The sequence below is a fragment of the Bradyrhizobium frederickii genome (assembly GCF_004570865.1).
Taxonomy (GTDB): domain Bacteria; phylum Pseudomonadota; class Alphaproteobacteria; order Rhizobiales; family Xanthobacteraceae; genus Bradyrhizobium; species Bradyrhizobium frederickii.
The window spans coordinates 120,561-142,936 of the sequence record NZ_SPQS01000010.1 but is presented as its reverse complement, the minus strand read 5'-3'; the positions used below and the strand labels follow the sequence as shown (position 1 = coordinate 142,936).

The 22,376-nt window shown below is 66.2% G+C and carries 19 protein-coding genes; 3 read left to right on the top strand and 16 right to left on the bottom strand.

What is annotated here, in order from left to right; genetic code table 11:
• The first annotated feature begins 473 nt into the window (after positions 1-473).
• Positions 474-3,959, top strand: coding sequence for a PAS domain-containing sensor histidine kinase (locus E4K64_RS19040; protein ID WP_135164893.1), 3,486 nt, complete (start codon positions 474-476; stop codon positions 3,957-3,959).
• A 6-nt stretch (positions 3,960-3,965) separates the two neighbouring features.
• Here the strand turns inward: E4K64_RS19040 and E4K64_RS19035 are convergent, their stop codons facing one another.
• Positions 3,966-4,445, bottom strand: a complete 480-nt coding sequence (locus E4K64_RS19035; RefSeq protein WP_235884706.1) for a YybH family protein — start codon at positions 4,443-4,445, stop codon at positions 3,966-3,968.
• A 170-nt stretch (positions 4,446-4,615) separates the two neighbouring features.
• On the opposite strand from E4K64_RS19035, the gene E4K64_RS19030 reads away from it, so the two are divergent.
• A complete protein-coding gene (locus E4K64_RS19030) occupies positions 4,616-5,605 on the top strand; it encodes a LysR family transcriptional regulator (protein WP_135164892.1) in 990 nt (329 codons plus the stop codon).
• A gap of 50 nt (positions 5,606-5,655) precedes the next feature.
• On the opposite strand, the gene E4K64_RS19025 is transcribed toward E4K64_RS19030, so the two are convergent.
• The 11 genes from E4K64_RS19025 to E4K64_RS40395 all read right to left on the bottom strand — a co-directional run bounded on the left by E4K64_RS19025 (position 5,656) and on the right by E4K64_RS40395 (position 17,001).
• Positions 5,656-6,828 carry a thiolase family protein gene (locus E4K64_RS19025; protein ID WP_135164891.1) on the bottom strand — a complete coding sequence of 391 codons (1,173 nt, stop codon included), beginning with the start codon at positions 6,826-6,828 and terminating at the stop codon, positions 5,656-5,658.
• A gap of 307 nt (positions 6,829-7,135) precedes the next feature.
• Complete coding sequence (gene serA / locus E4K64_RS19020; RefSeq protein WP_135164890.1) at positions 7,136-8,725, bottom strand: phosphoglycerate dehydrogenase; 1,590 nt, start codon at positions 8,723-8,725, stop codon at positions 7,136-7,138.
• Positions 8,726-8,943: 218 nt separating this feature from the next.
• Positions 8,944-10,116 carry a phosphoserine transaminase gene (locus tag E4K64_RS19015; protein WP_135164889.1) on the bottom strand — a complete coding sequence of 391 codons (1,173 nt, stop codon included), beginning with the start codon at positions 10,114-10,116 and terminating at the stop codon, positions 8,944-8,946.
• Between the two features lie 79 nt (positions 10,117-10,195).
• Positions 10,196-10,387: a hypothetical protein gene (locus E4K64_RS19010; protein ID WP_235884705.1), complete on the bottom strand. Its 192-nt coding sequence runs from the start codon at positions 10,385-10,387 to the stop codon at positions 10,196-10,198.
• 174 nt (positions 10,388-10,561) lie between these two features.
• Positions 10,562-11,020: a GNAT family N-acetyltransferase gene (locus E4K64_RS19005; protein WP_135164887.1), complete on the bottom strand. Its 459-nt coding sequence runs from the start codon at positions 11,018-11,020 to the stop codon at positions 10,562-10,564.
• 16 nt (positions 11,021-11,036) lie between these two features.
• Entirely contained in the window at positions 11,037-11,627 is a 591-nt protein-coding gene (locus E4K64_RS19000; protein WP_135164886.1) for a glutathione S-transferase family protein, read from the bottom strand.
• A gap of 75 nt (positions 11,628-11,702) precedes the next feature.
• The gene (locus E4K64_RS18995; RefSeq protein WP_209311972.1) at positions 11,703-12,530 is read right to left on the bottom strand and encodes an outer membrane protein; all 828 of its coding nucleotides are present in this window, start codon (positions 12,528-12,530) and stop codon (positions 11,703-11,705) included.
• A gap of 167 nt (positions 12,531-12,697) precedes the next feature.
• Positions 12,698-13,528, bottom strand: coding sequence for an outer membrane protein (locus E4K64_RS18990; protein WP_135164885.1), 831 nt, complete (start codon positions 13,526-13,528; stop codon positions 12,698-12,700).
• Between the two features lie 237 nt (positions 13,529-13,765).
• Positions 13,766-15,013, bottom strand: a complete 1,248-nt coding sequence (locus tag E4K64_RS18985) for an MFS transporter (RefSeq protein WP_135164884.1) — start codon at positions 15,011-15,013, stop codon at positions 13,766-13,768.
• 256 nt (positions 15,014-15,269) lie between these two features.
• Complete coding sequence (gene glmM, locus E4K64_RS18980; RefSeq protein ID WP_135164883.1) at positions 15,270-16,613, bottom strand: phosphoglucosamine mutase; 1,344 nt, start codon at positions 16,611-16,613, stop codon at positions 15,270-15,272.
• 220 nt (positions 16,614-16,833) lie between these two features.
• On the bottom strand, positions 16,834-17,001 hold the full coding sequence (locus E4K64_RS40395) for a hypothetical protein (protein ID WP_167772118.1): 168 nt from the start codon (positions 16,999-17,001) through the stop codon (positions 16,834-16,836).
• 133 nt (positions 17,002-17,134) lie between these two features.
• Between E4K64_RS40395 and E4K64_RS18975 the strand changes: the two genes are divergently transcribed.
• Positions 17,135-18,271 carry an alpha-hydroxy acid oxidase gene (locus E4K64_RS18975; protein ID WP_135164882.1) on the top strand — a complete coding sequence of 379 codons (1,137 nt, stop codon included), beginning with the start codon at positions 17,135-17,137 and terminating at the stop codon, positions 18,269-18,271.
• 115 nt (positions 18,272-18,386) lie between these two features.
• Here the strand turns inward: E4K64_RS18975 and E4K64_RS18970 are convergent, their stop codons facing one another.
• From E4K64_RS18970 to E4K64_RS18955, 4 genes are all read right to left on the bottom strand, one after another.
• Positions 18,387-19,013 carry a hypothetical protein gene (locus E4K64_RS18970; RefSeq protein ID WP_135164881.1) on the bottom strand — a complete coding sequence of 209 codons (627 nt, stop codon included), beginning with the start codon at positions 19,011-19,013 and terminating at the stop codon, positions 18,387-18,389.
• Positions 19,014-19,078: 65 nt separating this feature from the next.
• Positions 19,079-19,918 (bottom strand): shikimate dehydrogenase, encoded by an 840-nt coding sequence (locus tag E4K64_RS18965; protein ID WP_135164880.1) that lies wholly within the window; start codon positions 19,916-19,918, stop codon positions 19,079-19,081.
• 112 nt (positions 19,919-20,030) lie between these two features.
• Complete coding sequence (locus E4K64_RS18960; protein WP_135164879.1) at positions 20,031-21,773, bottom strand: SulP family inorganic anion transporter; 1,743 nt, start codon at positions 21,771-21,773, stop codon at positions 20,031-20,033.
• Positions 21,774-21,878: 105 nt separating this feature from the next.
• The gene (locus E4K64_RS18955; protein WP_135164878.1) at positions 21,879-22,151 is read right to left on the bottom strand and encodes a helix-turn-helix domain-containing protein; all 273 of its coding nucleotides are present in this window, start codon (positions 22,149-22,151) and stop codon (positions 21,879-21,881) included.
• Positions 22,152-22,376 lie beyond the last annotated feature (225 nt).

The following is a 22,376-nucleotide window of genomic DNA, read 5'->3' as shown; positions in this document are numbered from 1 at the left end:
TGGCTGCCTATCATGTCAACATTGTGCAGCGCAACGCGCCATCACGGTGCGCTGCGATAATTTAATCTCGGGGAGGGTGAGGTTCCCCGGTGGGGGAACCGGGAGTTGAGAAGGTCCAGCCCTGCCGCCGTCATTCCGGGGCCCGAGCGAAAGCGAGGGAGCCCGGAATCCATCAGGCCGCAGAGACGGAGGATGGATGGATTCCGGGTTCGCGCTGCGCGCGCCCCGGAATGACGAGCTGCGGGGAGGCTGGCATCTTGCGTTACAACCGATTGCTCTAAAAGCCCCCCGAATCCCTTGGATGAACCGGGCTGCGGCTTGCGGGGGTGGCGGGATTAAGGTTATCGCGGCTTTAGGGTACCTGCGGAGGGGCGAGCCGTGGACCTGCGCGCGGGCGCGCGCGATACTAACCCTTTCTTAAGGCTGTCATTCCCGGCAGCCGCCAGCGTCTAGCGTGAGACTAAGCCGGTCGGATGACGAGTTCGGATTTCCAGTTGCGAGGGGTGGGCGATCCGCGGCTGGCCGTGCATGCGACCTCCCCTTGGCCGGCCTGGCTGTGGTCGCTCGACGGCACGCGGGTGCTGTGGGCCAATCCGGTCGGCGCAAGACTGTTCGGCGCGGCGCATGGCGCGGCGCTGGCGGAGAAGGTGTTCGGCCCGGCGGACCCGCATCGCCGCCAGGTCGCCCGGCTCGCGCGCCAGCTGCCGGCGAACGGCAGCGTGCGGCTCGAACGGCTGCGCGGCTTCGGCGCAAGGCTCGGCACGCTGATGACCTGCGCCTGCAGCCGGCTCGACTTTGCCGACGGCAGCCATGCCGTGCTCGTCACCGCGATGGATCCGAGCCTGCGCAGCATGCCGCTGATCGAGCGGCTGCATCGCCTGGTGGACGGCGCGAAAATGCCGATGGCGGCGTTCGCGCCCGACGGCCTGTTCGTCGGCGCCAGCGATGCCGCCCGCGCCCTGCTCGGCTTCCGCGATCTCGGCGAGGCCGGGCTCGAGAAGGCGCGCAGCGACGCGCTGCGCGACGGCCGCGCGGAGACGCCGATCGGGATCGGCCAGATGGTGCTGCAACGGGTCGGCCGAGGCGCCGATGTCGGCTTGGTCGCGCTGATCGAGCCGGCTGCCGCCGCGCAGGCCAGGCCCGCCGAGCCTATGCCGGCCGAGCAAAAGCCTGCCGAGTCCTTGCCTGCCGAGCCCGCACAGCAGGCCGCGACCATGCCGAGCGAGCCGCCGCCGTCGCAGCACGGCTCGGCCGGGATCTCCTTGTTCGATGCGTTCGCCGAGCCGATCGAGGCGCCCACCGCCACCGGGACCATCGCGCCCCAACCGCAGGAGACGGTCGAACCGACCCGGCAAGATCCGGCGCATGAGGTGGCCGGCCAGGCCGCCGACGTCGCGGCAAAGACTCCGGTTGAAAACCCGCTTCAAGCCATTGTGTCGCCGCAGGCTGCGCCGATCAGATCCGGCATGGTCGAGCCGCCGTCGGACCAGGAAGCTTCAGGCAAAGAATCGTCGGGCCAGGAGCCGCCCGCACCGCGCCAGCATCCGCTGCGCTTTCTCTGGCAGACGGATGCAGAGGGCCGCTTTGTGCTGCTCACCGACGAATTCATCCACCTGATCGGCGCGGACACGGCGAGCGGCTTCGGCCGTCCCTGGCACGCGATCGCCGAGGCATTCTCGCTCGACCCCGAGGGGCGCATCGCGCAGGCGCTGGCAAGCCACGACACCTGGGCCGGCATCACCGTGAACTGGCCGACCGACGGCGGCGCGCAGCTTCCGGTCGAGCTTGCCGGCCTGCCGACTTACGATGCCGCGCGCAATTTCGCCGGCTTCAAGGGCTTCGGCGTCTGCCGCGATCTCGACGCCCTCAACCGGCTCGATGCGCTGAGGCGCTTCGAGCAGCTCACCGCGCCGCCGGCGCAGCATGATCTGACCGCCGATGCGGTCGAGCCCGACGCCGAGCCAGTGGAAGAGGCCGAAACAGTGGAACAGCCCGCGCCGGCGGAGCCCGATCCTGAGCCCGGGCCCGAGCCGACCGCCGAAGCCGAACGACCCGACCTCGCCTGCGACGCGACTTCACAGCCAAAAGATCCGGACATCCCAGTGGAAACGCCCGTCGAAACCCCTCCCAATGTCGTGCCGTTCCGACCGGCCGGCGATGTCAGATCACTCAGTGATCAGAGATCGCCGACGCTGACGCCGGTCGAGAACAGCGCGTTCAACGAGCTCGCCAGGCAATTGTCCGAACGGCTCGAGCGCGATCGCGAGACGATCGCGGACGCGTCCGAGCCCGCGACGGAGATCACGACCGAACCGCCGGCGCCGGAGCCCACGCCACAGCAGGCGGCGGCCGAATGGCTGACCGAGCCGGCGCCGCCGCCGCGCGGCGCCAGCGCGCGCGACCGCGCGCTGCTCGACCTGCTGCCGACAGGCATCCTGATCTATCGGCTCGACCGCCTGCTCTACGCCAATCCCGCGTTTCTCGCGCGCATGGGCCATGCCGACATCCATGCGCTGGAGGATGCCGGCGGGCTGGATGCGCTCTATGTCGAGCCCGGCGTGTCCTCGGCGAGCAGCACCTCGCAAGGCGGCACGCCTGTCACGATCAGCGCGACGGTCGCGAACGGCGACACGCCGCTTCGGACCACAGTCGCGCATCTGCACACGATCGACTGGGACGGCGAGAGCGCGCATGCGCTGATCTGCGCGCTGCCGCAGCCGCCAGCCGCCATCGCCGCGCCTGGCATTGCCGAGCCTGTCATCGCGGAGACGGCTGTCGCGGAGATGGTCGTCGCCGAGACCATTGACCCGGAGCCCTTCGCTTACGCTCCCGAACTCGAGCCCGCGGTCGGCGAAGCCGAGGCGGAAGATCTCGCCGCCATCCTCGACACCACGGCCGAGGGCATCGTCATGTTCGATGCCGAAGGCAACATCCACGCCTGCAACCGCAGCGCCGAGGCGCTGTTCGGCTATGACGGCGCGGCGCTGCTGGAGCAGAATCTCTTGACGCTGTTCGCGCCCGAGAGCCAGCAGGTCGTCGTCGACTATCTCGAAAGCCTCAAGAGCCAGGACATTGCGAGCCTGCTCGACCACGGCCGCGAGGTGCTGGGGCGCGAGAAGAAGGGCGGCGTCATTCCGCTCGCGATGATCATGGGCCGCACGCGGCCCGACGGGCCCAACTTCTTCGCCGTGTTCCGCGACCTCTCCCAGAGCAAGGCGGGCGAGAGCGAGCTGGCGCAGGCCCGCCGCCTCGTCCACAGCGCGGCCAACGCCAAGGCCGACATGCTGGCGCGGATCAGCCACGAGATCCGCACGCCGCTCAACGCCATCATCGGCTTTGCCGAGGTGATGATCTCGGAGCGCTTCGGCGCGCTCGGCAACGAGCGCTACGGCGAATACATGAAGGACATCCGCGCCTCCGGCGAGCGCGTCATCGCCATCATCGACGATTTGCTGGAGCTGTCGCGGATCGAGACCGGCAAGCTCGACCTCACCTTCGCCGACCTCAACCTCAACGACCTCGTCGAAGCCTGCGTGACGGTGATGCAGCCGCAGGCCAATCGCGAGCGCATCATCATCCGCACCTCGCTCGCGCATGCGCTGCCGCAGGTCACGGCCGACGCGCGCGCGATGCGACAGATCGCCATGAACCTGATCTCGAACTCGATCCGGCTCGCCAGCGCCGGCGGCCAGGTCATCGTCTCCACCGCCACGACCGACCGCGGCGAGATCGCGTTACGCATCCGCGACACCGGCCATGGCCTGTCCGAGCGCGAGGTCGCCGCGGCGATGGAGCCGTTCCGCACCCCGCCGCCGGGCGATGCCGCGGACAGCGCGGCGCTGAACCTGTCGCTGACCAAGGCCCTGGTCGAGGCCAACCGCGCCCGCTTCAACATCAAGAGCGCGGGCCACGGCACGCTGATCGAAGTGGTGTTCGCACCGGCGCTGGCGGGGGCGTGAGGCCGCTCACTGGCTTGCGGGCAGGCCGCGCGCCAGCGCCGCCGCCTGCTGCAGGCTGATGCCGTTGGCCAGCGGGTCGGCGTGGCGATGCGCCAGGCGCCACTCGGTGCCCACGCGCCGGTAGACGAGCGTCACGCGCAGAGCCCATTCCTGCGCCGGCAGCCCTCCGACCTCGACGCTGTCGCGCTCGATCAGTGCCAGGACGACCATGTCCTGCGAGCCATAGGTCTGCACGACCTCCTGCCTGTGCGTGCCGTTCCTGAAGAACCGGCCCATCCGCTCCCACCTTTCGGGCGTGTACTCCGCGGCCTTTGACGGGACACCGCCGAACGGCGACATCAGCACGAAATCGTCGGTGAGGGAGACCATCTGCCGGTAGGTGCCGACGTCGCCGCGCATCAGCGCCGCATTCGATTGCTGCGTATGGTCGATGAGTTTCGCGATCACGTCGTCGGCCGTGGCCGCCTCGGCGACGACGAGCGGCATGCATGCCATCCCTGCGAGCGTGTGACGCCTGGACACCGCCGCGGGTGCGGCTGCGCGAGAGTCTTGATCGTTCTTCATCCGAGGGCTCCGGTGTTGACGGTTCATGCGGTTGCACAGGTCGCTGCATGCCGCTTTGACCGTGATGAATCCAGTGATAAGATCTCAAGACCATGCTGAATCCTGCTCAGCTTGCCCGGGTCGACGTCAGCCTCCTCGTCGTGTTCAGCACCGTGCTGGAGGAGCGTCAGGTCTCGCGTGCGGCGGACAAGCTCAAGCTCACGCCCTCGGCGGTGAGCCACGGATTGGCCCGGCTGCGGCGCATCTTCCACGATCCGCTGTTTCTGAAGACGCCGAGCGGCGTGAAGCCGACGGAGCGTGCGCTCGCGCTTGCAGGTCCCGTCGCCGAACTCCTGTCGCGCCTCGATGCGATCGTGTCGGCCGCCGGGCCCTTTGACGCGCGAACGGCGAGGCGCTCGTTCACGATCGGCACACCGGATGCGCTGGCCGCGGTGTTTCTCGCTTCTCTCCTCGAGATGCTGGCCCGGGAAGGCCCGGGAATCGACATCCGGCTGCTGCAGCTGATGCCGCAACGTCATGGCAAGGCGTCGGGCGAGGTGTGGCAGGAGACGCTCTCCGAGCTCGATTCGCACCGGCTCGACCTCGCCGTGCTGCCGGTCGGTCCGTTGCCGTCACGCTACGCCGAACGTTTGCTGTTCGAGGAAGACTTCGTCGTCGCCATGCGCAAGGGCCACACGATGGCCCGCAAGGTCACGCTCGCGACCTATCTGGCGGCACGGCACATGCTGGTCTCGGCGACCGGTGATGCGCTCGGGATCGTCGACGTCAGGCTTGCCGAACGGGGCCATCCCCGGCGCGTGGCGCTGACCGTGCCCAACTTCATGATGGCCCTCGCGCAGCTCGCCGAGAGCGATTTCATTGCGACCTTGCCGCGTCATCTGGTCGAACGCCATGCCGCGCGTTTCGACCTGGTGATGCGTCCCGTGCCGTTTCCGTGGACGCCCGACCCTGTGCGTGTCGTCGCCTCACAAGCCGCGATGGCGGATGCCGGTGTCGCCTGGCTGTTCGAGACAGTGGCGCGCTGCTTGGGTCCGCCGACGCCGACAGCGCCCAGGCGTCGCGTCTCCGCCTATGCCCGATAACGAAAGGGCACGGCTTGCGCCGTGCCCTTTCGCATTCCTGTCGCCTGGTCTCAGCTGTAGATCTCGAACAGGCCGGCGCCGCCCTGGCCGCCGCCGATGCACATGGTGACGACGCCCCACTTGGCCTTGCGGCGGGCGCCTTCCTGCAAGAGGTGGCCGGTGAGACGGGCGCCGGTCATGCCGAAGGGATGGCCGATCGCAATCGAGCCGCCGTTGACGTTGTACTTGGCGGGATCGATGCCGAGCTGGTCGCGGCAGTACAGGCACTGGCTGGCAAAGGCTTCGTTGAGCTCCCACAGATCGATGTCGTCGATCTTCAGGCCGGTGCGCTTCAACAGCTTCGGAATCGCGAACACCGGGCCGATGCCCATCTCGTCTGGCTCGCAGCCGGCGGTGGCCCAGGCGACGAAGCGGCCGAGCGGCTTCAGCCCGCGCTTCTCCGCGTCCTTGGCTTCCATCAGCACCACGGCGGCGGCGCCGTCGGAGAGCTGGCTGGCATTGCCGGCGGTGACGAACTTGCCGGGCCCCTTCACCGGCTCCAGCTTGGCGAGACCTTCCAGCGTGGTCTCGGGCCGGTTGCACTCGTCGCGGTCGACGACGTAGTCGACGATGCTCTCGGCCTTGGTCTGCTTGTCGACGACCTTCATCCTGGTCTTCATCGGGACGATCTCGTCCTTGAACTTGCCCGCCTGCTGCGCGGAGGCCATGCGGCGCTGCGATTCCAGCGAGAACTCGTCCTGGTATTCGCGGCTGAGCTTGTAGCGCTCGGCGACGATGTCGGCGGTGTCGATCATCGCCATGAAGATATCGGGAGCGACCTTGAGCAGATCAGGATCGACCGATTCCTTCGGCGTGCCGCCGCCGGGGATCGAGATGCTCTCGGCCCCGCCGGCGACGATGCAGTCGGCACCGTCGGAGCGGATCGAGTTGGCGGCCATCGCGATGGTCTGCAGCCCCGAGGAGCAGAAGCGGTTGACCGAGACGCCGGCCGTGGTCTTCGGCAGGCCGGCGAGCAGCGCGGCCTGGCGCCCGATGTTGGGCGCGCCATGGGCGCAATTGCCGAGATAGCAATCCTCGACATAGTCCTTGTCGACGCCGGCGCGGTCGACCGCGTGCTTGATGGCGTGGGCCGCCAGCGACATCGGCGGCGTGATGTTGAACCCGCCGCGGCCGGATTTTGCGAGGCCCGTGCGCGCATAGGAAACGATGACGGCTTCACGCATGTGTTTCTCCCTGATCGAACGATTTTGAACGGAGCGTAGTTACGAGGCGTTCTGGGCGCCATTGGTACACAAAGTCAGCAGATCGCGGGAAAATAAAAACGCCGCCCCCGGTGACGGAGGCGGCGTTGTTCCGCGGGTCGGAATATCAATGTGAGCGCCACTCTATCCACACGTCATGCCCGGGCTTGTCCCGCCTGCGCGGCCGTAGCCGCTTCGGCGCGGCGAAGGCCCGGGCATCCACGTTCTTGGTCATGCGTGGGAAGGCGTGGATGGCCGGGACAAGCCCGGCCATGACGACGGTGAGCGTTCAGAACGTCAGCGCCTTGACCTGCTTGACCTGCGGCAGCGCCTGCACCTTGGCGAGCAGGTCGGCCGGCACCGCGCCGTCGACCTCGACGAGGGCGATGGCATCGCTGCCGGGCGCGACGCGGCCGAGATGGAAGGTGGCGATGTTGAGCTTGGCGTCGCCGAGCAGGCTCGCGAACCTGCCGATAAAGCCCGGCTTGTCCTCGTTGGTCACGTAGATCATCGACTTGCCGAACTCGGCGTCGACCCGGATGCCCTTGATGTCGACGAGGCGCGGCTTGCCGTCGGCATAGACGGTGCCCGAGACCGACCGCTCCTGCCGCTCGGTGGTGACGGTGACGGTGATCAGGCTCTCATAGTCGCTCTGGGCGGCGCGCACGATCTCGTCCACCACCATGCCGCGCTCCTTGGCGACGACGGGCGCGGACACGACGTTGACCTCGCCCAGCATCGGGCGCAGCAGGCCGGACAGCACGGCCGAGGTGATCGCTTTGATCTTCATCTCGGCGACGTGGCCCTCATAGGTGATCTCGACCTTGAGGATGCCGCTCTCGGTGAGCTGGCCGGCGAACGAGCCGAGCTTCTCGGCGAGCGAGATGAACGGCTTCAGCTTCGGCGCTTCTTCCGCCGTGATCGAGGGGAAGTTGACCGCGTTCGAGATCGCGCCGGTGAGCAGATAATCCGACATCTGCTCGGCGACCTGCAGCGCGACGTTCTCCTGCGCCTCGGTGGTGGAGGCGCCGAGATGCGGCGTGCAGATCACGTTGGGATGGCCGAACAGCACGTTCTTGCTCGCGGGCTCCTCGACGAAGACGTCGAAGGCGGCACCGGCGATGTGCTTGGAGTTGAGCGCATCGACCACCGCCTGCTCGTCGACGAGACCGCCGCGGGCGCAGTTGATCAGGCGCACGCCCTTCTTCATCTTGGCGATCGCCGCCGCGTCGATGATGTTCCTGGTCTTCTCGGTCAGCGGCGTGTGCAGCGTGATGAAGTCGGCGCGCCTGAGCAGGTCGTCGAGCTCGACCTTCTCGACGCCGATGTCCTTGGCGCGCTCCGGCGACAGGAACGGGTCGAACGCGATCACCTTCATGCGCAGGCCGAGCGCGCGGTCGGCGACGATCGAGCCGATATTGCCGCAGCCGACGACGCCCAGCACCTTGCCGGTGATCTCGACGCCCATGAAGCGGTTCTTCTCCCACTTGCCGGCCTGGGTCGAGGCATCGGCCTGCGGGATCTCGCGGGCGAGCGCCAGCATCAGGGTGATGGCGTGCTCGGCGGTCGTGATCGAATTGCCGAACGGCGTGTTCATCACGATGATGCCCTTGGCCGTGGCGGCGGGGATCTCGACGTTGTCGACGCCGATGCCGGCGCGGCCGATCACCTTGAGGTTGGTCGCCCTCTCCAGGATCTTGGCGGTCGCCTTGGTCGCCGAGCGGATCGCAAGCCCGTCATAATTGCCGATGATCTCGGCGAGCTTGTCCTTGTCCTTGCCGAGATTGGGCTGGAAATCGACCTCGACACCGCGGTCTTTGAAGATCTGAACGGCAGCGGGCGAGAGCGCGTCGGAGATGAGAACTTTGGGTTTGGTCATGGGGATGTGTCCTTCACCGTCCCTGAGAGAGGATCGGCCCGAGGGCCGGAAATGCCTGAGTGACTTGGAAGCGTCTTGCTCTCCCTCTCCCCGTTCTTACGGGGAGAGGGCTGGGGTGAGGGGCAGCCACAGGCGAAGTGCTCGTGGAGAGAGCCCCTCACCCGGATCGCTGCGCGACCCGGCCTCTCCCCGTAAGAACGGGGAGAGGCGAAGAGAACTCACGCCGCCTTGGGCAGAGCGGCCTTGGTCTCGGCGAAGGCCCAGTCGATCCACTGCGTCAGCAGTTCGACGTCCTTTGCTTCGACCGTGGCGCCGCACCAGATGCGCAGGCCGGCCGGCGCATCGCGGTAATAGGCGAAGTCGTAACCGGCGCCTTCCTTCTCGACGAGGGCGACCAGCTTCTTGGAGAACTCGGCTTGCGCGTCCTCGGACAGCGAGGTGATCGCGGGATCGGTGAACTTGAGGCACACCGAGGTGTTGGAGCGGATCGAAGCGTCCTTGGCCAGGAAGTCGATCCAGGGCGTCTTCGCCTTCCAGTCGGCGAGCACCTTGGTGTTGGCGTCGGCACGCGCGATCAGCGCCTTGAGGCCGCCGATCGACTTGGCCCAGTTCAGCGCATCGAGATAATCCTCGACGCAGAGCATCGACGGCGTGTTGATGGTCTCGCCGACGAAGATGCCCTCGTTGATCTTGCCGCCCTTGGTCATGCGGAAGATCTTCGGCAGCGGCCAGGCCGGCTTGTAGGTCTCGAGCCGTTCCACCGCGCGGGGCGACAGGATCAGCATGCCGTGCGCGGCTTCACCGCCGAGCGCCTTCTGCCAGGAGAAGGTGACGACGTCGAGCTTGGCCCAGTCGAGCGGCTGCGCAAAGGCTGCGGACGTCGCGTCGCAGATGGTCAGGCCTTCGCGGGTCGCGCTGATCCAGTCGGCGTTCGGCACCCGTACGCCGGAGGTGGTGCCGTTCCAGGTGAAGACGACGTCGCTCTTGGGATCGACCTTGGAGAGATCGGGGATTTCACCATAGGCTGCGTTGAGCTTGGTGACGTCCTTGAGCTTCAATTCCTTGACGATGTCGCTGACCCAGCCTTCGCCGAAGGATTCCCAGGCGAGCGTGGTGACGGGCTTTGCTCCGAGCAGCGACCACAACGCCATCTCGACCGCGCCGGTATCCGAGGCCGGCACGATGCCGATGCGGTAATCGGCGGGCACCTCGAGCACTTCGCGCGTCAGATCGATCGCGAGCTTGAGCTTGGCCTTGCCGACCTTCGCGCGATGCGAGCGGCCGAGCGCTGCCTCCTTGAGATTTTGGGCGTTCCAGCCGGGGCGCTTGGCACAGGGGCCGGAGGAGAAATGCGGCACGGTCGGCCGCGAAGCGGGCTTCGCTACAGTCATCGTCTACCCTTCCAGATAGTAAGCCTCCCGTTGGGGGGAGGTGTCCCGCCGCGGCTGATACGGGAATCGGGCAGAGCAGTCAAGGAAGTTCCGGCGTCTCACGCTGGGGTGTAGGCGCTTCCGGTGCGATATCGGGGGATTCCACGACCGCGAGCGCATTCAGCAAGTCCGTGGCCTCGCTGATCAATTGCGCGGCCCGGCGGCGGCTGCCGACTTTCAAAATGCATTTGTCGTTGGCCTGCACGACGTAATCGTTGCCGACCTTGATCATGGAATAGCTTGTCATCGAAATCCCCGAACCGACCGAGCCCGGTTTCTGACGCTGCCTAGCACCGTTCGTTCCTTCATCAACGTGAACGACCGGCGGGTAGTTTACCGGCTCTTAACACGAACGAATGCGCGCTCTGAATTTACTGATTGTGCAACGCTCGCGCGCGATGCTGCCTCAAAAGCGGACGGTCATACCGACGTGACTCGCCGTGAATCCAAGCCGCTTGTAGAAGCGCTGCGCGTCGGTTCGCGTGTGGTGCGTCAGCAATTCAACCAGATTGCAGCCGCGTGCCTTGGCCTCCGCCACCGCCCATTGCACCAATTGCTCGCCGATGCCGCGGCTGCGACAATCGGTGGCAACGCGCACGTCCTCGAGCAGACCGCGACTGCCGCCTTGCGAGCTGATGCCCGGCAGGATCGCGAGTTGCAGGCAGCCGACCACCCTGCCCTCGCTCTCGGCCACCACGAGCGCGAGGTTCGGATCGCGCTCGATCCGCGCGAACGCGTCGTAATAAGCGGCGGGCAACGGATCCTCGACGCGCTCGCGCGCGCGGCCGAGATGATCGTCGGCCAGCATCGCCACGATCGCGGGAACGTCGTCGCGGCGGGCGCCGCGAATCGAGACGGTGCTCATGTCGAAAACTCCAACCTCAGCGCGCCGGCGGAAGACCAAGAAACGCTTCGACGTCGCCGATCCAGCGGCGGACGGAAGCATAGCGGTCGAGGTCGAAGCCGCCTTCGTGCGCCACGCGGGTATAAGCGAGCAGCGAGACGTCGGCGAGCGAAACCGCTTCGCCGGCGAAGAAACGGCTGGCCGCCAGATGCTGCTCCATGCGGTCGAGTGCCGCATAGCCGCGCTTGACCTTCTCGGGGTCGAGCTCGGATGCGTCCTTGCCGAGATAGACGAGCAGGAAGCGGCACACCGCGATATAGGGCTCGTGGCTGTACTGCTCCCAGAACAGCCATTCATCCATCTTCGCGGCCACAAAGGCGTCGCGCGGAACGAGCGCGCTGTCGCGGGCGAGATAGCGGATGATGGCGTTGGACTGCGCCAGCGTGCGGCCGTCGTCGAACGCGACCGTGGGCACCTGGCCGGCGCCGTTCATCTCGAGGAATTGCGCCGTGCGCGTCTCGCCCTTGCGGGTGTCGATCTCGACCCACTGGTAGGGCAATGCGAGATGATCGCAGACCCACTTCACCTTCAGACAGTTTCCGGAATTGCTGTCGCCGTAGACCTTCATCGCCGCCGCCCCGCTATGGAGCGACAGAGCATCAGGACGGAGCGAAACTGTCAACTGCGGCGCGGCGACCTTGCGTCAGAACTTGTAGCCGAGGCCGGCGCGGACGGTGTTGATGCTGGTGTCGACCTGGGCGGCGAAGCGAATGTATTCATACTCCGCGCGCACGAACAGGCCGCCGACCAGATTGACATCGACACCGACACCGGCCGTGTAGCCGTAGATCAGGTGACTATGCTGGGCATCGGTCGAGCTCAACGGCGCCAGCGGCGTGTAAATCCCAAACTGGGTCGGACTGACGCGATCCTGCACGTTGACGGTACGTATGATATCGGCATTGCCGAGCGCGAGACCCCCGAACATGTAGGGCAGGAAGCATCCCCATGCGTAAGCGGCGCGGCCGCGGAACGTTCCGATGTCGCTGATGCTGATCGAAGACGTGGACGTCGCCGTGACATCATGGAAATTGCCGTCTGACAGAGCGGTGGCGCTGACGCGCCTTTCGCTGGCCGACGTCATCCCCCCGAACTTGCCGTGCAGCCAGCTCACTTCGATGCCCATCACGACATCGTCCCATTGCGCGTTGTAGCCGACGAAGGCGCCGTAACCGGTCGTGCGCTGCGAGGCTTTGCCCAGTCCGAGATTCCACTGGGACACGCCCATCGAGCTCTCGATCAGCGTATCCGCCAACAAGGCGGCCATCATGTTGCTGGTCGAGCCGTTGAAGTTCTCGTCGGACGAGCCATAGCCGGCCTGCGCTCCGATATACGAGCCCTGCCAGTTGACGGCCGATCTCGTCAGCCCGTCGGTGAAGCTGCCGCGCAGGATCGGCAGGTCAGGCATATCGGCCGCGTGCGCGGCAGACACCGTCCCCAACATCGCTGCCGCCAACAAAAGCCCACGCATCGCAACGCTCCATCGGACTCGAACTGTTGCGATGATCATGGCCCGTTAACCTTAACCAATGGTTGCGTGAGCCGCCTTCGCCGCTGCTCGCCATGAAAAATACGCAAAGCAAAACGGCGCGGGTTGCTCCCGCGCCGTTAAGAAAGCTTAAGTGATGAGGCTTGCGATCAGCCTTTGGTGACGAGCGGCGGCGGCGCGTAGACCGGCGGGCTGTTGAGATCCCAGCGCACGCCGAGCTTGACGTCGTGCGAGGTGAGCTCCTTGATCTTGATCGTGGTCGGGCCCGAGGCGCTGTTGTCGAAAAGGCGGTAATTGCCGGGCGCTGCGTCGCCGAGGTTCATGTAGCTGTAGGCCAGTTCGACCGTGAACCCGGGATTGACCTTGTAGGCGAGGCCCGCGTGAGCGGCCCAGGCAAAATTCCACTTTCCGTTGTCGGCGAAGTAGGCGACGCTGTTGTTGAGCAACGGGCTGTACGACACGCCGTCGTCGCGGAAGCCGCTGATCTTGTTATAGGAACCGCCGACACCCGCGCCGATGAACGGAGTGATGCACCACCAGGTGCCGAGATCGACATAGGCGTTGGCCATGACGACCCATTCGGACTTGCTGCCGCTGTAATTGTTGGAGCCGACGAAGCCGGGCCCGATGACGTTGTCGGCACCGTGCAGGTTGGCCTTGCCGCGATACTGCCCGATCACGTCGCCGCGGAACCAGTTGTTGAAGCGATAGCCGACGCCGAGACCGAACAGCGGCGAGGAGTCGAAGCCGATGCCTTCCGTCGTCTTCGAATACCCGGCCGGCAGGGCGCTCTCGATGCGCTTGGCGCTCTGGTTGGTCATGCCGATGTCGCCGCGCAGATACCAGCCGCCGAAGTCGGCCGGCGGAGCGGGCGGCGCGTACATGGGCGGGGGCGCCGCGATCGGCATGTCCGCGCCGAAAGCCATCGACGAGATCAGGGTTGCCGCACCCGCGGCAAGGAGAGACTTAACGCTACGCATTGGCTTCGTCCTTTTGGCCGGTGAGGCAAATACGCAGGCCTCACGTTCTGGAAACTCACGGAGCGGACGATGCCAGCAAATGTTTAAGCGCCACTTAACCCTAATTTTTAAGGTTGATTTTTTCTCACCGCTCGCGTGCACGGCGCGTGAGCGTTGCAGGAATGCCGCATCAAGTGCGGCGACTTGGCCGCAATTGCTAACGATCCGTGAACGTGCGCTGCAGCGAGAGAGGGCGCGTTAACGCGTGTGCCGCGGCAGCTTGGGCAGGAACACCGCAAGCAGGCCGATCGCCGGCAGATAAGCGCAGACCTGGTAGACGAACTCGATCGAGGTGTGGTCGGCGAGCTTGCCGAGCACGGCGGCCCCAAGGCCCCCGATGCCGAAGGCAACGCCGAAGAACACGCCGGAGATCATGCCGAAGCGATGCGGCACCAGCTCCTGCGCGAACACGATGATCGACGACGTCGTCGAGGAGATGATCAGGCCGATGACGATACTGAGCACCGCGCTGGCAGCGAGCCCGGCATGGGGCAATGCCAGCGTGAACGGCAGCGCGCCGAGGATCGACATCCAGATCACGATCTTGCGGCCGAAGCGATCGCCGAGCGGGCCACCGAGAAACGCGCCGACCGCGTTCGCCGCCAGGAAGATGAACAGGTAGATCTGCGCGGCCTGCGTCGACACGCCGAAGCGGTCGATCAAATAGAAGATGTAGTAGCTCGACAGGCTCGAGACGTAGAGCTGTTTCGAGAACAGCAGCGCCACCAGCACGAGCAGCGCGACGGCGACGCGGCGCGAGCTCGGCGCGTCGGGATGGGCTTGAACCGCCGCCATCTTCTTCGCCTTGATCTGCGGCGCGTACCAGCGGCCGATGCGCCACAGGATGAGGATCGCCAGGAACGCGATCGAGGAGAACCAGGCGATGCTGCCCTGCCCGAACGGCACCACGATCAGCGCCGCCAGCACCGGCCCCATCGAGGTGCCGAAGCTGCCGCCGAGCTGGAACACCGATTGCGCAAAGCCGTAGCGGCCGCCGGAGGCGAGCCGCGCGATGCGCGCGGACTCCGGGTGAAACACCGCCGAGCCGAGGCCAACCAGCGCGGCGGCGACGAGGATGACGAGATATTGCTGCGCGGCGCTGAGCAGCAGCAGGCCGAAGAAGGTCGAGGCCATGCCGATCGCCAGCGAGTAAGGCTGCGCCTTCTTGTCGGTGTAGTGCCCGACCACGGGCTGCAGCAGCGAGGCCGTGAACTGGAAGGCGAGCGTGATCATGCCGATCTGCGCGAAATCGAGCGCGTAGGTGTCCTTCAGGATCGGATACACCGAGGCGATCAGCGACTGCATGGTGTCGTTGAGGAAGTGCGAGAAGCTGATGCCGGCGAGCACGATATAAGCCGGCCCCGCGGCCTTGGCGGCCGGCGCCATCTCAGCGACGACGACGGGCTCGGTCAGCGTTTCCTCTGAGACGACGACAGGCTTGTTCAATGCAGCGATCCCGGCGCGGCGAACCGCCGCAACGCCTAACTACGATGCCGACGGCGGCCGAACCACCACCAATCCTCGATAGCTGGGATGCGCGCGTCCTACCTTCTCCGCGAGTCCGCTATCGTAGGATAGGCAAAGGCGCAACGCGCCGTGCCCACCATCTGTCCGATACGGAAACAGAAGCGTGGGCACGCTTCCGCCTTCGCTCTTCGAGCTACGGCGGACAAGTCGCTTTGCCCACCCTGCGATATGTGGCTTACGCCGCGGCCTGGCCCAGCGCGGAGACGATGGTGTCGACGACGTCCTCGACCAGGTTGCGATCCTCGCCCTCGCCCATGACGCGGATCACCGGCTCGGTGCCGGAGGAGCGGATCAGCAGGCGGCCGTGGCCGTTGAGCCGCTTCTCGCCGTCGGAGATCGCCGACTTGACGTCGGAATCGTCGAGCGGCTTGCCGCCCTTGTGGCGGACGTTCTTGAGGATCTGCGGCAGCGGATCGAAGCGGTGGCAGACCTCGGACACGGGGCGGCGCAGCTTCTGCACCACCGCCAGCACCTGCAACGCCGCCACGAAGCCGTCGCCGGTGGTGGCGTAGTCGGACAGGATGATGTGGCCGGACTGCTCGCCGCCGAGATTGTAGCCGCCGCTCAGCATCTGCTCGAGCACGTAGCGGTCGCCGACCGGCGTGCGGACGAGATCGAGCCCCTGCCCGTTCAGGAAGCGCTCGAGCCCGAGATTGGACATCACGGTGGCGACGATACCCGGCCGCGACAGCCGGCCGTCTTCCTTCCAGCTCTGTGCAATGACCGCGAGCAGCTGGTCGCCGTCGACGATATGGCCGCGCTCATCGACCAGGATGACGCGATCGGCATCGCCGTCGAGCGCGATGCCGATGTCGGCGCGCATCTCCCGCACCTTCTTCGACAGCGCTTCCGGCGAGGTCGAGCCGCATTCCTTGTTGATGTTGAAGCCATCGGGCTCGACACCGATCGGCACGACGTCGGCGCCGAGCTCCCACAGCGCTTCCGGCACCACCTTGTAGGCGGCGCCGTTGGCGCAATCGACCACGACGCGCAGGCCGTCGAGCGACAGATCGCGCGGCAGCGTGCGCTTGGCGAATTCGATGTAGCGGTCGTGCACGCCGTCGATACGGCGGGCGCGGCCCAAGCTCGCACTCTGTGCCAGCCTCTTGTCGAGCGATTCGTCGAGCAGCTGCTCGATCTGCCTCTCGACGTCGTCGGAGAGCTTGAAGCCCTGCGGGCCGAACAGCTTGATGCCGTTGTCCTCGAACAGATTGTGCGACGCCGAGATCATGACGCCGAGATCGGCGCGCATCGACTTGGTCAGCATCGCGACCGCCGGCGTCGGCATCGGGCCGACCAGCAGCACGTCCATGCCGACCGAGGTGAAGCCGGCGACCATCGCGTATTCGATCATGTAGCCCGAGAGGCGGGTGTCCTTGCCGATCACGACACGGTGGCGGTGGTCACCGCGCTGAAACGCAAGGCCTGCGGCCTGGCCGACCTTGAGCGCGAGCTCCGGCGTGATCAGTCCGTTGGCGCGGCCCCGAATCCCGTCAGTCCCGAAATATTTGCGGCTCATAATCGTCCCCCAACGCAACGATCAGGGAGTCCCCTCGACAACCACGGGCTGCCCGAACAGGCCCCGCATCCCTGATTTGCTGGGGTCTTATAATGCCTGCACGGCTAACTTGGCTTCAAGAAATATGATAAATCATTACGGAACCAGGCCCGCCGCGATTCCAATAACGTCTTGTTAACACTCCAGTTCCCGAGAGAGTGCCGACAAGGCGGAACCGGCGCTAGCTGCTGCGTTTGACGTGGCCATCCTCCCGGCTCGGCGCCGGCTGGGTGACGTTGACGGGGTCGGAGCCCGGAAAGGTCTCTTCCAGCCCCTCTTCCAGCGCTTCCTCGAGATCATGCTTTTCCTTGATCTCTTCCGGTGAAGGTCCGGCGTGCGGCTTGGTCATGGCGGCCTCCTGCAAAACCTTCCGCAAACGATTTGGCTGTGCATCCAACCATGCTAGATGACCTCGAAATCTTCCGATGCAAGCCTCTTAGGTAGCAAGACTTTTGGATACAAGACGGGCCGGGGAAACGAGCATGAAACATATCACCTGTATCGACGATCTTCGCGCCCTGCATAAGCGCCGCGTGCCGAAGGCATTCTTCGACTATTGCGACCGCGGCTCCTATGCCGAGGAGACGCTGCGCGCCAACCGCGAGGACATGCAGGCGATCAAGTTCCGCCAGCGCATCCTGGTCGACGTCTCCAAGCGCGACACCTCGACCACGATCCTCGGCGAGCCCTCGACCATGCCGCTGATGCTCGCGCCCGTCGGCCTGCTCGGCATGCAGCACGGCGACGGCGAGATCCACGCCTGCCGCGCCGCACAGGCCGCCGGTATCCCGTTCACGCAATCGACCATGTCGATCTGCTCGATCGAGGACATCGCCGCCAGCGTCGAGAAGCCGTTCTGGTTTCAGCTCTACGTCATGAAGGACCGCGGCTTCATCAAGGAATTGATCCAGCGTGCGGTCGCGGCCAAGTGCAGCGCGCTGGTGCTGACCGTGGACCTGCAGGTGATCGGCCAGCGCCACGCCGACATCAAGAACGGTATGACGGTGCCCCCCGAATGGTCGCTGTCGAAGCTGCTGGATTTCGCCAGCAAGCCCAGCTGGGTCTCCGGCGTGCTGCAGGGCAAGCGCCGCACCTTCGGCAACATTGCAGGTCACGTGAAGAACACCGAGGATCTCAACCGCCTTGCCGAATGGACCGCCTCGCAGTTCGACACGTCGCTGAGCTGGAAGGACGTCGAGTGGGTCCGCAGCATCTGGCCGGGCAAGCTGATCATCAAGGGCATCCTCGACGTCGAGGACGCCGAGGAAGCCGCCAAGACCGGCGCGCAGGCCCTCGTCGTGTCCAACCATGGCGGCCGTCAGCTCGACGGCGCGCCGTCCTCGATCGAGGTGCTGCCCGAGATCGCCGATGCGGTCGGCGACAAGATGGAGATCATGTTCGACGGCGGCATCCGCTCCGGCCAGGACGTGATGCGCGCGCTCGCGCTCGGCGCAAAATCCTGCATGATCGGCCGCGCCTATGCCTATGGCCTCGGCGCCGGCGGCCAGGCCGGCGTCGCCAAGGCGATCGACATCATCCAGAAGGAGCTGCTCACCACCATGGGCCTGTGCGGCGTCAACCGGATCGACGAGATCGACGATCATATCATTGCGGTGTGAGCGCGACGGTGCCGTAGGGTGGGCAAAGCGAAAGCGTGCCCACCACCTTTCGCCGAACAAGAAAGACGTGGGCACGGCGCTGGCGCGCCTTTGCCCACCCTACGATTGCCCCCTCTCACATCGGCGGCGTCAGGCCGTCGCGGCCGACGCTGACGCGGTTGGTCTCGAACGAGCCATCCGGCAATTGCTGCACGAAGGCGATGACCTTGGCTCCGGCCTTCAGGTCGGATTTGTCACCGGGCACGAAGGTCACCACCGGTGTGCCGTCGGCGACGAACACCTTCTTCTCGCCGTCCTTGTACTTGACCAGCAGCGTATGACCGTCATTGCCGACGACGCTTTCCGCCACCGTCGCATTGGTCATGCTGGAGTTGGGCTTGAGGTCATAGGGCCGCGAGCCCTCGCCGGTGCCGCGCATGCTCTCCGGAAACACATGCACCTCGACGGCGTTCTGGCCGCCGTCCGGTCCCGGCACCGTGGTCGCGCCGACGAAGGAGCCGACCTTGATGTCGGCGAGCGAGATCTTCGTGATCCCTGACACCTTCAGGTCGGGAGCGATGCGGAGCTTGACGTCCTCGCCGCTGCGCGACTTGACCTGCATCGTGTCGCCGTTGACGGCTTCGATGGTGCCGCGCACCCGCGTCGGCACCGGCGCCCTCTGGGCGAAGGCGCAGTAAGTCGATATGGCCACCATCGCGACGGCGATCAGCGGACGGGTGAAGGTTGCGCGTTGAATGGTCATTTCGGTCTCCGATTGTCCCTACGGGGTGGAACTCCGGAGATGGGGTGCTATTCGCTGCGTCCCTCTCAAGTCTTTGTGAGATCGGCCTCGACCAACGCGCGCAGCTCGGCCGTGACCTCGGGCCTCCGGCCGAACCACAGTTCGAAGCCGCGCACCGCCTGATGCAGCAGCATGCCGAGCCCGTCGGCGGTCCTCAGGCCGCGCGCTGCTGCGGCAGCGAGCAGCGGCGTCACCAGCGGGACATAGACGAGGTCGGCAACGACGGCCACCTGCGGCAGGCGCGCGACATCGACATCGAGTGACGGCTGGCCGTGCATGCCGAGCGAGGTCGTGTTCACGAGAAGTTTTGCGCGCGGCAGGACGTCGTTGATGCCATCCCATTTTACGGCATGCACGTTGGGCCCGAACTGCCTTGCCAGCGCCTCGGCCCGCGCGACGGTGCGATTGGCAAGATGCACGCGATTGATGCCGCGTTCGAGCAACCCGAACACGACCGCACGCGAGGAGCCGCCGGCGCCCAGCACCAGCGCCTCCTCGGCCGCCTCCCAGCCGGGCGCGCTGGCGTCGAGATTGCCAATGAAGCCTTCGACGTCGGTATTGGTCGAGCGCAGCTCGCCATCGGCAAACCACAGCGTGTTGGCCGCGCCCACGGCCCTGGCGCGGGCGTCGGGCGTCGACAGCGCCAGCACACCCTCCTTGTGCGGGATGGTGACGTTGGCGCCGACGAAGCCGCGCAGCGACAGCCGCAGCACGAAATCGCGCAGGTCCTCGGGCGGAACCGCCTCGATGACGTAGCCGCCTTCGATGCCCAGCGTGCGCAGCCAGTAACGATGGATCAGCGGCGAGCGCGAATGCGCGGCCGGCCATCCGATCAGACAGGCTGCAGGCGTCCTGGGCGCGGTCATTTTTCCCTCGGGGTCGTATTCCGAAGCGATCCATTTCGCGTCGCGCCCGCTCTGTCAAGCGCACGGGCGCCACAGCGCCGCTCAGGCCGGCCGGCGCGGGAACGGCGTGCCGTCAGCTCGCGGCAGCCTCCGCGCTTGCGCCGCCCTTGATGTCGGCGATGGCGCGCTCGAGGCTCGTGCGATAGCGCGCACGCGGCGGCGTCACGCCATGGGTGAGCAGCACGCGGCGGACCGCGGGCGAAGCGCCCGTGATGAACAGCTTGATGCCCTCGCGGTGCGCCTTGGCGGCGACGCGGCCGAGCACATTGGCCGCCGTCGAATCCAGGAACGGCACCGCGGCGAAGTCGACCACAAAGGCCTTGCGCTTGTCGGCGACGGCGTCGAGCACCTCTCCGATCGCGGAGGCCGCGCCGAAGAAGAACGCACCGGTGATGCGATAGACCAGCACGTCGCGGTCGACCGCAAGCGCGGAATCGTAGGGAACGCGGTCGCCATTGCCGTCGTCGGGACGATCGGCCGCAGCCAGCGGCGTGCGTTCCTCGATGCCCGCCATCTCCGCCATGCGATGGATGAACAGCACCGCGCCGAGCGCGAAGCCGACCAGGATGCCTTCGGTCAGGTCGCGGAAGATCGTCAGCAGGAAGGTCGCGAGCAGCACGACGGCATCGCCCCATGACGAGCGCAGCAAAGTGCCGAACTCATGCTTCTCCGCCATGGTCCAGGCCACCACGACCAGCACCGAGGCGAGCGCGGCGAGCGGGATGTAGCTCGCAAGCGGCGCCGCAATCAGCATGAACAGCAGCAGGAAGACCGCGTGCAGCATGCCCGCGAGCGGCCCGCGGGCGCCGGCGCGGATGTTGGTGGCGGTGCGCGCGATCAGGCCGGTGACGCAGATGCCGCCGAACAGCGCCGAGCCGATATTGGCCGCGCCTTGCGCCACCAGCTCGCAATTGGAGCGGTGACGGCGTCCGGTCATGCCGTCGGCGACCACCGCAGACAGCAGCGATTCGATCGCGGCCAGCAGCGCGAACGCGATCGCGTCCGGCAGCACGGCGGTCGCCTTCGCAACCGAGAACGCGGGCAAGGCTGGCGAGGGCAATTCGCGCGGAATGCCGCCGAAGCGCGAGCCGATGGTCTCGACCGGCAGCGAGAACACCGCGCACGCGACGGCCGCGAACACGACCGCGATCAGGATACCGGGCCAGGACGGCCGCCAGATCCGCAAGGCCGCGATCATGGCGATACTGACGACGGCGACCGCGACCGCGGATGGATTGAGGGTATCGAGGCCGCCGGCGAGCGCGAGCAGCTTCGGCACGAATTCGCTGGGCTCCTTGCCCGCGAGCGTGATGCCCGAGAGGTCGCGGAGCTGGCTGGCGAAGATGATCACGGCGATGCCGGCGGTGAAGCCGACCGTCACCGGATAGGGAATGAATTTGATGTAGGTGCCGATCCGCAACAGGCCCGCGGCGATCAGGAACAGGCCCGCCATCATGGTGGCGAGGACGACACCGTCGACGCCATGGCGCTCCGCGGTCGCGGCGACCAATACGATGAACGCGCCGGCGGGGCCGCCGATCTGGAACCGGCTGCCGCCGAGCAGCGAGGCGATGAAGCCGCCGACCACGGCGGTGTAGAGGCCGCGGTCCGGCGTCACGCCCGAGGCGATCGCGATCGCCATCGACAGCGGCAGCGCCACGATCGCAACCGTCAGGCCCGCGAAGACGTCGGCGCGGAAATCCTCGAGGCCGTAGCCTTCACGCCAGACGGTGACGAGCTTCGGCAGATACAGTTCGGCAAAGGTCGGCTGACGCGGCTGGTGCAGCCGGCCCGCGTGATCGCTTGTGATGCTCATCTCAGCAAATTGCTCCGCTGCCCCTCGATGCTCCTAAGCATCGTGCGTCCCGTGTTGCGACGTTGCGCTAGCCGATCTTGATCCCGAGCACGATCAACGCCCCGATCATGCTCCGACACGGCGCGGCGGTCCGGACTCCTTCAGGCGAACGCCACGCCCGCCGCTGTCGCTGCGAACCTGCTCGCCGATCAGCTCGACGCCGGCCCGCTCGAACGCCTCGACCACCTTGATCAGGGTCTCGACCACGCCACGCACATTGCCGGTCGAGGCCTCCATCCGCTGGATGGTCGGCAACGACACACCGGCAAGCTCGGCCAGGGTTTTCTGGTCAATGCCGAGCAGCGCGCGAGCTGCCCGCATCTGGAATGACGTGATCACCGCGGCCTCACTTACCAGCAGTTATAAATGATATCTGAGATGTATACAATGATACAAAATACATCATCCAGCGGCGAGCGCAAGTGGCTGCCCGTCTGACTCCTCCGTCATTGCGAGGCGCTCTTGCGACGAAGCAATCCAGAGTCTCTCCGCGGAGGGATCGCTTCGCTCGCAATGACGGTGGTCTGGGCGCCGGCCTGATTGAGACGCCGCGCTCGCGGAGGC